Origin of the sequence: Mumia sp. zg.B21 (assembly GCF_019550855.1) — a bacterium.
In the GTDB taxonomy this organism is placed as follows: domain Bacteria; phylum Actinomycetota; class Actinomycetes; order Propionibacteriales; family Nocardioidaceae; genus Mumia.
Map to the genome: position 1 here is coordinate 370,330 of NZ_JAHWCJ010000004.1, position 14,103 is coordinate 384,432.

At 70.8% G+C, this 14,103-nt stretch carries 12 protein-coding genes; 7 read left to right on the forward strand and 5 right to left on the reverse strand.

Annotated features, from left to right (window positions below; translation table 11 throughout):
- Positions 1 to 38: 38 nt before the first annotated feature.
- The 4 genes from fdh to KV100_RS17070 are packed head-to-tail and all read left to right on the forward strand — an operon-like array spanning position 39 to position 6,675.
- Complete coding sequence (fdh, locus tag KV100_RS17055; RefSeq protein ID WP_308291467.1) at positions 39 to 3,287, forward strand: formate dehydrogenase; 3,249 nt, start codon at positions 39 to 41, stop codon at positions 3,285 to 3,287.
- Entirely contained in the window at positions 3,284 to 4,243 is a 960-nt protein-coding gene (locus tag KV100_RS17060; protein ID WP_220344291.1) for a 4Fe-4S dicluster domain-containing protein, read from the forward strand. The genes fdh and KV100_RS17060 overlap by 4 nt, the downstream gene beginning before the upstream one ends.
- Positions 4,240 to 5,340, forward strand: coding sequence for an NrfD/PsrC family molybdoenzyme membrane anchor subunit (gene nrfD / locus KV100_RS17065; RefSeq protein WP_220344292.1), 1,101 nt, complete (start codon positions 4,240 to 4,242; stop codon positions 5,338 to 5,340). Before KV100_RS17060 ends, nrfD begins: the two co-directional genes overlap by 4 nt.
- A gap of 18 nt (positions 5,341 to 5,358) precedes the next feature.
- Positions 5,359 to 6,675: an OFA family MFS transporter gene (locus KV100_RS17070; RefSeq protein ID WP_220344293.1), complete on the forward strand. Its 1,317-nt coding sequence runs from the start codon at positions 5,359 to 5,361 to the stop codon at positions 6,673 to 6,675.
- A 28-nt stretch (positions 6,676 to 6,703) separates the two neighbouring features.
- Here the strand turns inward: KV100_RS17070 and KV100_RS17075 are convergent, their stop codons facing one another.
- Positions 6,704 to 6,970, reverse strand: coding sequence for a metal-sensitive transcriptional regulator (locus KV100_RS17075; RefSeq protein ID WP_220344294.1), 267 nt, complete (start codon positions 6,968 to 6,970; stop codon positions 6,704 to 6,706).
- Positions 6,971 to 7,104: 134 nt separating this feature from the next.
- Between KV100_RS17075 and KV100_RS17080 the strand changes: the two genes are divergently transcribed.
- The 3 genes from KV100_RS17080 to KV100_RS17090 all read left to right on the forward strand — a co-directional run bounded on the left by KV100_RS17080 (position 7,105) and on the right by KV100_RS17090 (position 10,025).
- Positions 7,105 to 8,505 carry a rhodanese-like domain-containing protein gene (locus KV100_RS17080; RefSeq protein WP_220344295.1) on the forward strand — a complete coding sequence of 467 codons (1,401 nt, stop codon included), beginning with the start codon at positions 7,105 to 7,107 and terminating at the stop codon, positions 8,503 to 8,505.
- 1 nt (position 8,506) lies between these two features.
- Complete coding sequence (locus KV100_RS17085; RefSeq protein ID WP_220344296.1) at positions 8,507 to 9,346, forward strand: sulfite exporter TauE/SafE family protein; 840 nt, start codon at positions 8,507 to 8,509, stop codon at positions 9,344 to 9,346.
- 283 nt (positions 9,347 to 9,629) lie between these two features.
- A complete protein-coding gene (locus KV100_RS17090; protein WP_220344297.1) occupies positions 9,630 to 10,025 on the forward strand; it encodes a hypothetical protein in 396 nt (131 codons plus the stop codon).
- Here the strand turns inward: KV100_RS17090 and KV100_RS17095 are convergent.
- The 4 genes from KV100_RS17095 to KV100_RS17110 form a co-directional block, all read right to left on the reverse strand.
- The gene (locus KV100_RS17095) at positions 9,973 to 10,479 is read right to left on the reverse strand and encodes a Fur family transcriptional regulator (protein WP_220344298.1); all 507 of its coding nucleotides are present in this window, start codon (positions 10,477 to 10,479) and stop codon (positions 9,973 to 9,975) included. The two genes, KV100_RS17090 and KV100_RS17095, sit on opposite strands and share 53 nt — an antisense overlap.
- Positions 10,480 to 10,544: 65 nt before the next feature.
- The gene (locus KV100_RS17100) at positions 10,545 to 11,372 is read right to left on the reverse strand and encodes a trans-aconitate 2-methyltransferase (RefSeq protein ID WP_220344299.1); all 828 of its coding nucleotides are present in this window, start codon (positions 11,370 to 11,372) and stop codon (positions 10,545 to 10,547) included.
- Complete coding sequence (locus tag KV100_RS17105) at positions 11,369 to 12,175, reverse strand: ABC transporter ATP-binding protein (protein WP_220344300.1); 807 nt, start codon at positions 12,173 to 12,175, stop codon at positions 11,369 to 11,371. The genes KV100_RS17100 and KV100_RS17105 overlap by 4 nt, the downstream gene beginning before the upstream one ends.
- A complete protein-coding gene (locus KV100_RS17110; protein WP_220344301.1) occupies positions 12,172 to 14,103 on the reverse strand; it encodes a dipeptide/oligopeptide/nickel ABC transporter permease/ATP-binding protein in 1,932 nt (643 codons plus the stop codon). The genes KV100_RS17105 and KV100_RS17110 overlap by 4 nt, the downstream gene beginning before the upstream one ends.

Below are 14,103 nucleotides of genomic sequence, written 5' to 3' on the forward strand. Positions count from 1 at the left end.
GCGTCGGGGGTAACGTGCCCTCAACGGAGGTGAGGCGGGTGGCGAGGACGTTCCTTTCGTGGCCTGTGCTGCGACAGCTGACCGGTGCGGACCGGCTGGGACGCGGCGCGGCCGTACGCTCCCGCAACACCGACGAGATCACCGCCCGCACCGAGACCGCCGACCGGGTCGCCAAGAGCGTCTGCCCGTACTGCGCGGTCGGGTGCGCCCAGAAGGTCTTCGTCAAGGACGAGAAGGTCATCCAGATCGAGGGTGACCCGGACAGCCCGGTGAACCGCGGTCGGCTGTGCCCGAAGGGCGCGGCGAGCAAGAACCTCGTCACCAGCCCGCTGCGGCAGACCACGATCAAGTACCGCGCGCCGTACGCGACCGAGTGGACCGACCTCGCGCTCGACACGGCGATGGAGATGATCGCCGACCGGGTCGTCAAGGCCCGCAACGACACGTGGCAGGACGTCGACGAGCGCGGACAGCGGGTCCGCCGCACGCTCGGCATCGCGAGCCTCGGAGGGGCGACCCTCGACAACGAGGAGAACTACCTCATCAAGAAGCTGTTCACCGCGATGGGCGCGATCCAGATCGAGAACCAGGCGCGCATTTGACACTCCGCCACCGTTCCCGGTCTGGGGACGTCGTTCGGGCGTGGAGGCGCCACCACCTTCCTCCAGGACCTCGCCAACGCTGACTGCATCATCATCCAGGGCTCCAACATGGCCGAAGCCCACCCGGTGGGCTTCCAGTGGGTGATGGAGGCGAAGGCGAGGGGTGCGAAGATCATCCACGTCGATCCGCGGTTCACGCGGACCAGCGCGCTGGCCGACACCTTCGTGCCGATCCGAGCGGGCTCCGACATCGCCTTCCTCGGCGGCATCGTCAACTACGTGCTCTCCAACGAGCTGGACTTCCGTGAGTACGTCGTGAACTACACCAACGCCGCGGCGATCGTCAGCGACGACTTCCAGGACACCGACGACCTCGACGGGCTGTTCTCCGGGTACGACCCCGAGACGCGGACGTACGACCCGACGTCCTGGCAGTACGCCGGCGACGAGCCCGCGGCCGACGACGAGCAGAACCCCGAGATGCAGCGAGAGACCGCCAGCGCGTTGCAGCACGAGTCCCACGGCAGCGGCGTGAAGGCCAATCCGCCGCGCGACGAGACGCTTCAGGACCCGAGGTGCGTCTACCAGGTCCTCAAGCGGCACTATGCCCGCTACACGCCGGAGATGGTGGCGCGGACGTGCGGGGTGAGCGAGGAGCAGTTCCGCGAGGTGTGCGAGGCGTGGACCGCGAACTCGAACCCGGACCGCACCACGGCGCTGGTCTACAGCGTCGGGTGGACCCAGCACAGCGTGGGCGTGCAGTACATCCGGACCGGGGCCATCCTCCAGCTGCTGCTGGGCAACATGGGCCGGCCCGGCGGCGGTGTCATGGCGTTGCGCGGGCATGCGAGCATCCAGGGCTCGACCGACATCCCGACCCTGTTCAACCTCCTCCCCGGCTATCTGCCGATGCCCAACGCCGTGGAACACCAGAGCCTGGAGCAGTGGATCGAGGCCGTCAGCCAGCCGGACGCCAAGGGCTTCTGGGCCAACGCGTCGGCGTACGGGGTCAACCTCCTGAAGGCCTACTTCGGAGACGCGGCGACGCCGGAGAACGACTTCTGCTTCGACTACCTCCCGAAGATCACCGGCGACCACGGCACCTACAGCACCGTCATGGACATGATCGACGGCAAGGTGAAGGGCTACTTCCTGCTCGGCCAGAACCCGGCCGTGGGGTCGGCGCACGGGCGCGCCCAGCGCCTGGGCATGGCCAACCTGGACTGGGTGGTGGTCCGCGACCTCTTCGAGATCGAGAGCGCCACGTTCTGGAAGACGTCTCCGGAGGTCGCCACCGGCGAGATCGTGCCCGAGGAGTGCCGGACGGAGGTGTTCCTCATGCCGGCTGCGTCCCACGTCGAGAAGGAGGGCACCTTCACCCAGACCCAGAGGATGCTGCAGTGGCGTGAGAAGGCGGTCGAGCCGCCCGACGACTGCCGCTCGGAGCTGTGGTTCTTCTACCACCTCGGCCGGATGGTCCGGGAGCGCTACGCGGACTCGACCGAGGAGCGCGACCTGCCGATCCAGCAGCTCGCGTGGGACTACCCGACCCACGGTCCGCTGGTGGAGCCGAGCGCCGAGGCGGTGCTCATGGAGATCAACGGCTTCGAGGTGGAGTCCGGTCGACCGCTGTCCAGCTTCATCGAGATGAAGGCCGACGGCTCGACGCTCGGCGGCTGCTGGATCTACACCGGCGTCTACAAGGACGGCGTCAACCAGGCCGCCCGCCGCAAGCCGGGGAGCGACCAGAGCTTCGTGGCACCCGAGTGGGGCTGGGCCTGGCCCGCGAACCGGCGGATGCTCTACAACCGGGCCTCGGCCGACCCGAGCGGCAAGCCGTGGAGCGAGCGCAAGGCCTACGTCTGGTGGGACGAGGATGCCGGGGAGTGGACCGGGCACGACGTGCCGGACTTCGAGAAGACCAAGCCGCCGTCGTACCGGCCGCCGGACGGCGCTGCCGGTGTCGAGGGACTCGCGGGCAACGATCCGTTCATCATGCAGGGCGACGGGAAGGGCGCACTCTACGTGCCGCAGGGTCTCATCGACGGTCCGATGCCGACCCACTACGAGCCGGTCGAGTCCCCGTTCCGCAACCCGTTCTACGCCCAGCAGGCCAACCCGACGAGCAAGGAGTACGTCCGGCCCGACAACCCCTCGAACCCGTCGCCGTCGCAGGGTCACAGCGAGGTCTACCCGTACGTGTTCACGACCAGCCGCCTCACCGAGCACCACACCGCCGGCGGGATGAGCCGCTTCGTCGCACGGTTGGCCGAGCTGCAGCCGGAGATGTTCATCGAGGTCTCGCCGGAGCTCGCCGACGAGCGCGGCCTCGAGCCCGGTGGCTGGGCGACGATCATCACCTCCCGCTCGGCGATCGAGGCGCGCGTGCTGGTCACCGATCGGCTCACGCCCCTCAAGGTCGAGGGCAGGACGGTGCACCAGGTGTGGCTCCCGTACCACTGGGGCGAGGGCGGTCTGGTGACGGGCGACTCGGCCAACGACCTGATCGGGATCTCGCTCGACCCCAACGTCCTCATCCAGGAGTCGAAGGTGGGTACCTGCGACGTACGCCCGGGTCGGCGGCCGACGGGACCGGCGTTGCGACGGCTGGTCATGGACTACCAGGACGATGCAGGTCTCACCACCGCCCACGCGGTCGAGGACACGAAGGAGAGTCAGTCATGACGAGCCTGTTCCGGGAGAACGACCTGTGGGGGCCGCTCGATCCCTCGGAGGAGGCGGGGTACGGCGAGGACCGCCCGAAGCGCAAGGGGTTCTTCACCGACACCAGCATCTGCATCGGCTGCAAGGCCTGCGAGGTGGCCTGCAAGGAGTGGAACGACGTCCCCGCCGACCACTTCGACATGCTCGGCTCGTCCTACGACAACAGCCACTCGCTGAACGCGAACCAGTGGCGGCACGTCGCGTTCATCGAGCAGCCCAAACGGCTCGGTGACCAGGAGAGCGGGCTCCGCCAGTCGGTCGACCTCGGCATGCCGGTGATGGCGCCGTCGAGCCCGCCCGAGGAACAGCCGCCGGACGGCGCCGAGAAGCCCGACTTCCGCTGGCTGATGTCGTCGGACGTGTGCAAGCACTGCACGCACGCGGCCTGCCTGGACGTGTGTCCGACGGGGTCGCTCTTCCGCTCCGAGTTCGGCACGGTGGTGGTGCAGGACGACATCTGCAACGGGTGCGGCTACTGCGTCCCCGCCTGCCCGTACGGCGTCATCGAGCGCCGGAAGGGCCCCGACGGGGCCAAGAACGTGGGCATCGCGCAGAAGTGCACGCTCTGCTACGACCGGCTCGAGGCCGGCCAGACACCGGCGTGCGCCCAGGCGTGTCCGACGCAGTCCATCCAGTTCGGCGACGTGGAGGAGCTGCGCGAGCGCGCGAACACCCGGGTCGCCCAGCTGAACGACGCGGGCGTCATGGACGCGCGTCTGTACGGCAACGACCCCGACGACGGAGTCGGTGGCGCGGGTGCCTTCTTCCTCCTGCTCGACGAGCCCGAGGTCTACGGCTTCCCGCCGGACCCGGTGGTGACGACCCGCGACCTGCCGCACATGTTCCGGCGGGCCTCGGCGGCGGCAGCCGTGATGCTCGCGGGCGCCGCGGTGTCGTTCCTGGGGAGGCGGCGATGAGCCAGGAGCAGACGAGGACAGGCGACACCCCGGAGTACGCGGTCACGCGCGACGGCATGGTGGGCGTCGCCGCCGAGACGGACGCGGTCGTCGGATCGGCGGGCGGACGCCGCAAGAAGGGCCGTCGCCGCAAGGGTGCTGAGCAGAGCATGGTGCCCGAGGCCGACTTCACCTCCTACTACGGTCGGCCGATCGTCAAGCCGTCGCCGTGGGAGGCCGACATCCCGGCGTACCTCTTCGCCGGCGGCCTCGCCGCCGGCTCCTCCTTGATCGCCGCGGGCGCCGACCTGACCGGCAGGCCGGCGCTGCGGCGTACGGGCCGGCTGGCCGCGGTCGGGGCGCTCGGCTTCTCGATGGCCGCGCTCGTGCACGACCTCGGCACGCCCTCACGGTTCGCGAACATGCTCCGGACCGCCAAGCTGACCTCGCCGATGTCGGTCGGGACCTGGATCCTGTCGATGTACGGGCCCTTCGCCGGCGCTGCCGCGGGCGCGGAGGTCGTCAGTCTGCTGCCGGGCCGCTACCGCAGCGCGGGGCCGCTCCCGCTGGCGTCCGCGCTCGGACGGCCCGCGGGACTCATGGCGGCACTCTTTGCGCCGCCGGTCGCCGCGTACACCGCGGTCCTGCTCTCCGACACGGCGACACCGTCCTGGCACGGCGCCTACAAGGAGCTCCCGTTCGTCTTCGTCGGTTCCGCCAGCGCTGCGGCGGCCGGGCTGGGGATGATCGCCGCTCCGACCCACGAGACCGGTCCGGTCCGGCGGATGGCCGCTGCCGGCGCGCTGCTCGAGCTGGGGATGGAGCAGCGGATGGAGAAGTCGATGGGTGTGACCGCGGAGCCCCTGCACCACGGCAAGGCAGGACGCCTGATGCGGATGGCGAAGGCGCTGACGGCGGTTGGTGCCGCCGGGACGCTGCTGGCCGGTCGCAGCCGTGCCGTCGCGGCAGCATCGGGAGCGGCGCTGATGCTGGGGTCGGCCTGCACCCGGTTCGGGGTGTTCGAGGCAGGGCAGCAGTCCGCGAGAGACCCGAAGTACACCGTCGTCCCCCAGCGCGAGCGCCTCGAGCGACAGGGCCCCGTGCGCTACCACCAGTAAACGAGCCAGGAGGCCCAGATGACCGACTCCGTGAGCGACTCGACCGGCCGCCACGACACCGCTTCGCCGGGACGTCGTGACAGTGGCTCGGTGAACCGGTGGGTGCTGGTCGGCGGTGGCCTTCTGCTCCAGTTCTCCATCGGCGCCGTCTATGCCTGGTCGGTGTTCGCGAAGGCCTACCAGGACGCCGAGCCGTGGCAGCTGACGAAGGTCGAGGCATCGCTGCCGTTCACGGTGACGATCGCGATGATCTTCATCGGCAGCTACACGGGTGGTCGGGTGCAGGACAAGCGCGGCCCGCGCGTCGTCGCCCTGGCGGGCGGCGTCATCTACGCGCTCGGCATCGTGATCGCGTCGTTCACCCGGGGGTCCGAGGACCTGTGGCTGCTGATTCTCGGTTACGGCGTCATCAGCGGTTTCGGGCTCGGCGTCGCCTACATCGTCCCGATCGCGATGCTTCAGAAGTGGTTCCCCGACAAGAAGGGCCTCATCACCGGTCTGGCGGTCGGGGGCTTCGGCTTCGGGGCCGTCCTGACGTCCCCCGTCGCCCGGTGGCTCATCGGCCAGGACGAGAGCCAGCCGTCCAAGGCGTTCCTCTGGCTCGGTCTGGCCTACCTGGTGATGTCGCTCGCGGGCGCGTCGTTGTTCCGCAACCCGCCGCAGGGCTACTCGGTCCCCGGGTACGAGACGGCGACCGCAGGTGCGGCCGGTCCGACGGCCAAGGAGTACACCGAGAAGGAGGCGCTGCGGACGCCGCAGTGGTATCTGCTCACCGCCATCCTGACCCTCAACGTCACGGCGGGCATCGCACTGATCTCGCAGGCCGCGGGCAGCGCCGAGGGGATCGCCGGTTACAGCTCGGCGGGTGCGGCGACAGTCGTCGGTGTGCTGGCGATCTTCAACGGAGGTGGTCGCATCGTCTGGGCAGCCGCGTCGGACTACGTCGGACGGATGCCGGCGTTCGCCGCCATGCTCGCGCTCCAGGGCGTGTGCCTCATCGTCCTGCCGCACGCGAGCAACGCAGCCCTGTGGTTCGCCCTCGCCGCGGTCGTCTACCTCTGCTACGGCGGCGGGTTCGGCACCATGCCGGCCACGGCCGGTGACTACTTCGGGGTGAGGTACGCGGGGGCGATCTACGGCCTCATGCTCATCGGCTGGAGCCTGGGCGGCGTGATCGGTCCGATCGTCATCTCCGCCCTGCTCGGTGACACCGGCGAGCCCGACTACACGCTCGGCTACACGACGATCGGCATCATCGCGCTGGTCGCCGTGGCGCTCACTCTCATCACCCGCGTGCCGGGTGACCGGAAGACGGCCGTCGCGTCGGAGCGATGACCCGGACCGACGCCGAGGCCGTCGGCGCTCACGCCAGGGCGAGGAAGAGCTTCTCCATCTTCTTGACCTCGTCGTCGGCGAGGCCGTCACCGCCTTCGGTGAGGCACTGCTGGAGTCCGGTCGCGACGATGGCGTAGCCGGCACGCGAGAGCGCCTTGTTGACAGCCGCGAGCTGGGTGAGGACCGACTCGCAGTCCGAGCCCTCCTCCATCATCCGGATGACGCTTGCCAGGTGACCGTTGGCGCGCTTCATGCGCGTGATGACCGCCTTGATGTCGGTGGGGTCGAGATCCATGGTGGTTCTCCCGTGGCTCGGGGGCGCGGTCTCCTCAATCCTACAACCCCCTGGGGGGATGTGTTACCGTCCTCATCATAACCCCCCGGGGGGATGATGAGCGGGCGCCGGTCCGCGAGAGGAGAACGCCGCCGATGACCGATCTGACGGTTCGCACCCTGGAGACGCCGTCGCTGGGTGACCGCACCTATGTCGTGCACGACGGCGAGGTCGCCTTCGTGGTCGACCCCCAGCGAGACATCGACCGGGTGCTCGACGTGCTCGAGGCCGACGGAGTCCGGCTCACCCACGTCTTCGAGACGCACCTCCACAACGACTACGTCACCGGTGGACTGGCCTTGGCCCAGGCGACCGGCGCGGCGTACCTCGTCAACCGCGAGGACGACGTCTCCTTCGAGCGCACCCCGGTCGCGGCGGGGGAGACGGTGTCCATCGGCTCTCGGATGACGGTGCGCGCCATCGCTACCCCCGGCCACACCTTCACGCACCTCTCGTACGCCCTCTCGTCCGTCGGCGACCACGGTGAGCAGCCCTACGGCGTGTTCACCGGAGGCTCCCTGCTGTACGGCGCCACCGGCCGCCCCGACCTGCTGGGTGAGGCGCACACCGACACCCTGGTGCGCCACCAGCACGCGTCGGCCCGCAAGCTGGCCACCGAGCTCCCCGACGACGCCGAGGTCTTTCCCACCCACGGGTTCGGGTCGTTCTGCGCGGCGACCCAGTCCGACGCGACCACCTCGACGATCGGGCAGGAGCGCCGGTCCAACCCGGTGCTCAGCCAGGACGAGGAGACGTACGTCCGCGAGCTCCTGGACGGTCTCGGGGACTGGCCCGCGTACTACGTCCACATGGGCCCGGCCAACGCCGCGGGGCCTTCCGCGCCCGACCTCTCTCCGGTGCAGGAGGCCGATGCCACCGAGCTGCGGCGACGCATCGAGGCCGGCGAGTGGGTGATCGACCTGCGCAACCGCAAGGCCTTTGCGGCGGGGCACGCCCCCGGCACCCTCAACATCGGCCTGGACGGCGCCATCGCCACCTACGTCGGCTGGCTGATCGAGTGGGGGACACCGGTGACCTTGCTCGGGGAGACCGCCGACGACGTCGCGGAGGCGCAACGCGACCTCGTCCGCATCGGCATCGACCGCCCTGCCGCGCAGGCGACCGGCGGACCTCGGGACTGGACGACCGGCGAGCTGGGCCGCTTCCCCGTCGCGACGTTCGCCGACCTGGCACAGGTGCGCCACCACCGCGAGGTCGTCGTCCTTGACGTCCGTCGCGCCGAGGAGCATGCCGAGTCCGCGATCCAGGGCTCCGTGAACATCGCGATCCACGAGCTGCCACGCCGAGTCCAGGAGGTCCCGGCGGGCGAGGTGTGGGTGCACTGCGCCGGCGGCTACCGGGCGTCCGTCGCCGCCTCGTTCCTCGCCGCGGCCGGGAGAGACCTGGTCGCGATCGACGACGCGTTCGACCACGCCGAGCAGGCAGGTCTGCCGCTGGTCCGCACGGCGGACGAGACCGTCAGCACCCCGGCCTGAGATGTCGCTCGCCCTCGTCGCCGTCGCGGTCTGCGCCGGCACGGTGATCGGCCTGTCGCTCGGAGCGCTCGGTGGCGGTGGGTCGATCCTCGCCGTCCCGGTCCTCGTCTACCTGCTCGACCAGTCCACGACGCAGGCCATGACCGGATCGCTCGTCGTCGTGACCGTCACGTCGCTGATCGCGGCGGTCGCCGCTCACCGAGCAGGCAACGTGCTCCTCGGCCGCGGCATCGTCTTCGGAGCGGTCGGCACGGGCGGGGCCGCGGCCGGGGCGACGCTGTCGTCGTCCGTGTCGCAGGACGTGCTGCTGGCCGCGTTCGCGGCGCTTCTGCTCCTGGTCGGCGGCCTCATGGCGTGGCGGCTGGTGCGTTCGTGGCGCGGCCGTACGACCTCACCCCGGCATCGTTCCGGCCTGGGTATCGACGACCCGATCATCAGCACCAGTCCCACGTTCGTCTGCCGGTGTCCGCAGGCGCTCATGGTGCTGACCACCGCCACGCTCGTCGGGTTCGTGACCGGGCTCCTGGGCGTCGGCGGCGGGTTCCTCGTCGTGCCCGCCCTGGTGCTGGCCCTGGGCCTGCCCATCGACCTCGCTGCCGGCACCTCGCTGGTCGCGATCACCGTCACCAGCGTCGCGGCCCTGATGGTCCGCACCGGCAGCGGCAGCGCGCCCGACGGGGTGCCGGTGCTCCTGCTGACCGCGGTCTCCGTGATCGCCGCCGTGCTCGGCGTCCGACTGGCCGCGGTGGCCGGCACCGCGCGGTTGCAAGGAGCCTTCACCGTGCTTGTGCTCGCCGTTGCGGCCTACACCGCCGCTCGAGCACTCCCCGCGCTGGTGTGAGCCGGCACGCCAACCCTCATCCCGTTCCACGCCTCCGTGCCCCGACGTTGAACCGAACAAAGGAGAACCATCATGTGTCAAAGCACCACCTGCCGTACCTGCGGAAAGACGACGTGGGCGGGCTGTGGTCAGCACGTCGCCCAGGTGAAGGCAGGCGTCGATGCAGCCCAGTGGTGCTCGGGTCATCCCGCCGAGGACCGCTCAGGCGGCTGGCTCAGCCGTCTCCGTCGTCGCTGAGGGGAGCGGTCGCCGGGCGTCGGTCGACGCCCGGCATGATCGGAGCATGAGGTTCACCGAGCACGAGCTGTCGGCAGCGGTCACCGGCGTCGCGAAGGCCGTGATGGCGTCGCAGGACAAGGACGTGCGCAAGGGCCGGCGCGACGTCGACGAGGCGTGGGAGGGTCTTTCTCGCTACGAGCGCTATCAGCTGATGAGCGGGATCGGTGACCAGCTCCTGCCGGTCCTCGTGAGCCTGCCCGACGTCGAGGTCGAGGTCGGCACACGGCCCTCGTTCACCGAGGAGCAGATCGCGGCTGCGGTCGAGGAGAGACTCGGTGACGTGCGCGGCATCCGTCGGAAGGCCCTCCTGAAGGCCCGTACCGCACTCGTCCAGACGGCGCTCTCCTTCATCCCTCCACGGTCGGACCCGGACGCGCTGACCGTTCCTGACCACCTGTAGGTCCGGGGTCGGCGTCGGACTCACGGCGGCGGCAGTCGGCGCAGAGCCCGGAGAGCACCAGCCGGTCCACGTGCGGGGCGAACCCGTGCTTGCGGACGAGGGTGGCGGCCAGCGGCGTGAAGTCGTCGGGGTCTGCGTCGATGACCTGACCGCAACCGGTGCAGGACAGGTGCACGTGCGACGGGACCGATGTGGAGTGGTACACCGGTGTGCGGTCGGTCAGGTAGACCTGGCGGATCAGACCGAACTCGTCCAGCAGGGCGAGCGTCCGGTAGACCGTCGAGATGTTCACCGACGCGTGCTGGCGCACGACGTCCTGATGGACCTCCTCCACGGTCGCGTGCCCCAGGCGCTCGACGGCGCGGAGGACGAGCTCGCGCTGAGGGGTCAGCCGGTAGCCCTCTGCCCGCAGCACGGCCTGCCATCCGGTGCCCGGTCCCGACGTGTCCGCCATGAGCCCACCTCCCGCGGGTCAGTATTCCCTAGCCAGTAGTCCGCCCAGACTGCCTTGAGCAGGACTCATCGCTCCGGACTCGACGAGCCGGTCTTCAGCGCACAGAGCAGGCCTTCGGTCAGGTCGTGCCAGACCAGCTCGACCTCGGCGAAGCCGCCGTCGCGCAGCGCTCGGACGTGGAGCTCGAGGCTGGGCGCGTCCCCGCGCGTCGTGCCCTCGAACGTCGCGTCGTGGTCGGCCACCTCCTCGGCGAGCTCAGGCGTGGCGCGCACGGCCGACCACCAGGTCTCCCAGTCGTCGGCGCCGGCGCTGATCGCCGCGTCCTTGCGCGACTCGCCGATCTCCCGCACGACGGTCGCGATGGCGCCCCACGGTCGACTGGCGGGCAGGTAGTCGCCGTTGAGGAACAGGCCGTCAGGGACGAGCAGCGCGTACAGCTGCCGGTAGAGGGTGGCCAGCTGCTCGTCGGTGAGCCAGTGCAGTGCGGTGGTGGAGACGATCGCGTCGTACGGCGCGACGGGCAGCAGACCGGTCCACCCGGGGTCGCGCAGGTCGGCGCGGACCCACGTCGGCTGCCGCTCGCGGTCGGCGTGGTCCAACCGTCCCAGGGTCAGCAGGAGGGGGTCGAGGTCGACAGCCACCACGTCGGCGTGAGGAAACCGGTCGAGGACGCGCGCCGACAGGGACCCCGGCCCACAGGCGAGGTCGAGGATCCGGGGTCGGTCCGGACCGGACGGCGACAGCCGCTCGACGAGGTCCAGCATCAGGTCGAAGCGGGTCTCCCGATGGGCGATGTAGGCCTCCTGCTGGCGTTCCCACGACGCCACCAGGCTCCGGGCCACCGCTCGCCGACCCTGGTCCGCTGCGGTCTCGGCACTCGTCTGTGTCCTCATCGCTGTCCTCTCATGGCGCTTTCTCGGGCGAATGTCGGTACGGCGTCCAGGAGGCGCCGGGTCTGCGGGTCACGGGGACGGGTGAGCACCTCGTGCGTCGGTCCGTCCTCGACGATCCGTCCCTCGTGCATGACGGCGATGCGGTCGGCGAGCTGTGCCAGCACCGACAGGTCGTGGGTGATGAACAGGCATGCCGTGCCGAGCGTGTCGCGAAGGTGCATGAACAGGTTGAGGATGCGGGCCTGGACCGACACGTCGAGGGCGGTGACCGGCTCGTCGCAGACCAGGAGCCGGGGCTCGACCGCCAGCGCGCGGGCGATGGCGACGCGCTGGCACTGGCCGCCGCTGAGCTCCCGCGGCCGACGGGTCGTGAGAGCGGGGTCGAGGCCGACCAGGTCGAGCAGGTCGGCGACGCGCGCTCGACGGGCCGCTCTCGGAACGGTGCCGCCGACGGCGAGGGCCTCGGTGATCGCTGCCCCGATCGTCCGATGGGGGTCGAGCGAGGTGAACGGGTTCTGGAACACCATCTGCGCCCGACGACGGTGCGAGCGCCGACGACACCGGCTCAGCGCGCGCGCGTCGACGCCGTCGAGCAGGACCGATCCGCGGTCGACCGGCTGGAGACCGACGACCGCGCGGGCGAGCGTCGACTTGCCGCACCCCGACTCACCGACCAGTCCGAGGATCTCCCCGGCCCCCACGCTCAGGCTCACGTCGTCGACCGCGACGAGCCGGCCACCGGGGCGGTCGCGGTCGGCATGGCTGACGGTGAGGCCCGTGACCTCCAGCATCGGCGTGCTCACCGCGCTGCCTCGGGCTCGTGCTGCCGATGGTGCGCACGGACGAGCGCGGGCGGGCAGGCCACCTGGTGCGCGCCAGTGAGGCCCCCGACCCCGTCCGGGTGTGCGGCGGCGGCAGGGGACAGCGGGATCGCCCCGGTGAGGCAGGCCTCCTCGCGGAGGACGCAGCGCCCTGCGAACGAACACCCCCCGTCGACCGGCTCTCGACCGGCGGAGACATGGTCGGACTCGGGCAGCGTGGCGAAGCGCGTCCCGGTGGGACGGCCGACGACGGGGACGGCATCGATCAGGCCGCGGGTGTAGGGGTGCAGCGGGGAGGAGATCAGCGCGCCGGTCGGCGCCTCCTCCACCGCCCGGCCGGCGTACATCACGAGGACGCGGTCGGCGACGTCGGCGACGACCGCGAGGTCGTGGCTGATGAGGACCACGGCCATGTCCCGCCGTCGGCCGAGGTCGCGCAGGAGGTCGAGGATCTCGGACTGCACGGTGACGTCGAGGGAGGACGTGGGTTCGTCGGCGATCAGCACCGTCGGCTCACCGGCCAGCGCCGCAGCGATCAGAACCCGCTGCCGCATCCCCCCTGAGAGCTCGTGCGGGTACTGGTCGATCGTCACGTCCGGGCGCGGCAGGCCCACTGCCTCGAGGAGCTCCTTCACGCGTTCGCGCGCCGCGTCACCCCGAGCGGGCGGTCGGAGCGCCTCGGCGACGACCGAGCCGACCCTACGGAGCGGGTTGAGGGCGGCGTACGGATCCTGGAAGACGACGGCCACGCCCGCTCCCCGTACCCGGCGCAAGGTCTCCTCGGGGGCGCCGATCAGCTCGGTGCCCTGGTAGCTCGCGCGACCGGTGACGCGGGCGCGCGCGTCCAGCAGTCCGAGCGGACCCATGACCGAGACGGTCTTGCCTGAGCCGCTCTCTCCGACCAGGGCGAGCACCTCACCGGGCCGTACTGCGTAGTCCACCCCGTGCAGCGCGGTGACCGGACCGGCAGGGGTGTCGAGATCGACTCGCAACCCGCTCACCCGCAGCAGCGGCTCAGGGCCGGCGGAGGGCACCGGCTGCTCCGCGTCCCGACCCACGTCGCGGGCGACGGTACGGCGGGACGCGTCCGGCGTCCGGCGAAGCCGCCAGCGGCGAAGCTCCGGGGCGACACCGAGGTGCTCGCCGATCAGGTTGCTGGACAGGGCGACGGCGGTGACGGCGAGTCCGGGCGGGAGCCAGAGCCACCAGGCGGAGCCGAGGTACGGCCGTGACTCGACCAGCATCTGCCCCCACTCGGGTGTGGGCGGAGAGATGCCGAGTCCGAGGAAGCTCAGTCCCGCGACGGTCAGCACGACGACGCCGACGTCGGTGCTGGCGAACACGGCCGCGGGGCGGGCTGCGGTCGGCACGACGTGGACGGCGACGATGCGGATCGGGTGGGTGCCCAGACCGACGAGGGCGTCGGCGGCCGGGGAGCCGCGGTAGCCGAGCACGGCTCCGCGGGCGATGCGGGCGTAGGCGGCCCACCCGACCACCGAGAGCGCCAGGATCAGGTTCGGGGCGCTGTTGCCACGGATCCCCAGGACTGCCAGGGCGAGCAGCATCGAGGGAACGCTCAGGGCCAGCTCGACCACCCACGTCACGACGCGGTCCACGACGCCACCCAGGTAGGCGCCGAGAGCGCCGACGGTCACCCCCACGACGAACGAGACGACCATCACCGCAGCGGTCACGGTCATGGAGGTGCGCGCTGCCCAGATGATGCGGCTGAGCTGGTCGCGGCCCAGCTGGTCGGTGCCCAGCCAGTGGCCGCCGCTCGGTGGCAGCAGGCTCGCCGAGAGGTCGGTGCTGGTCGGTGACTGCGGGGCGACCCAGGGAGCGAGCAGCCCCGCCAGCGAGATGGTGACCAGGGGGAGGGCCAGGACCACGAGCCGTACGTTGCCTCTCAT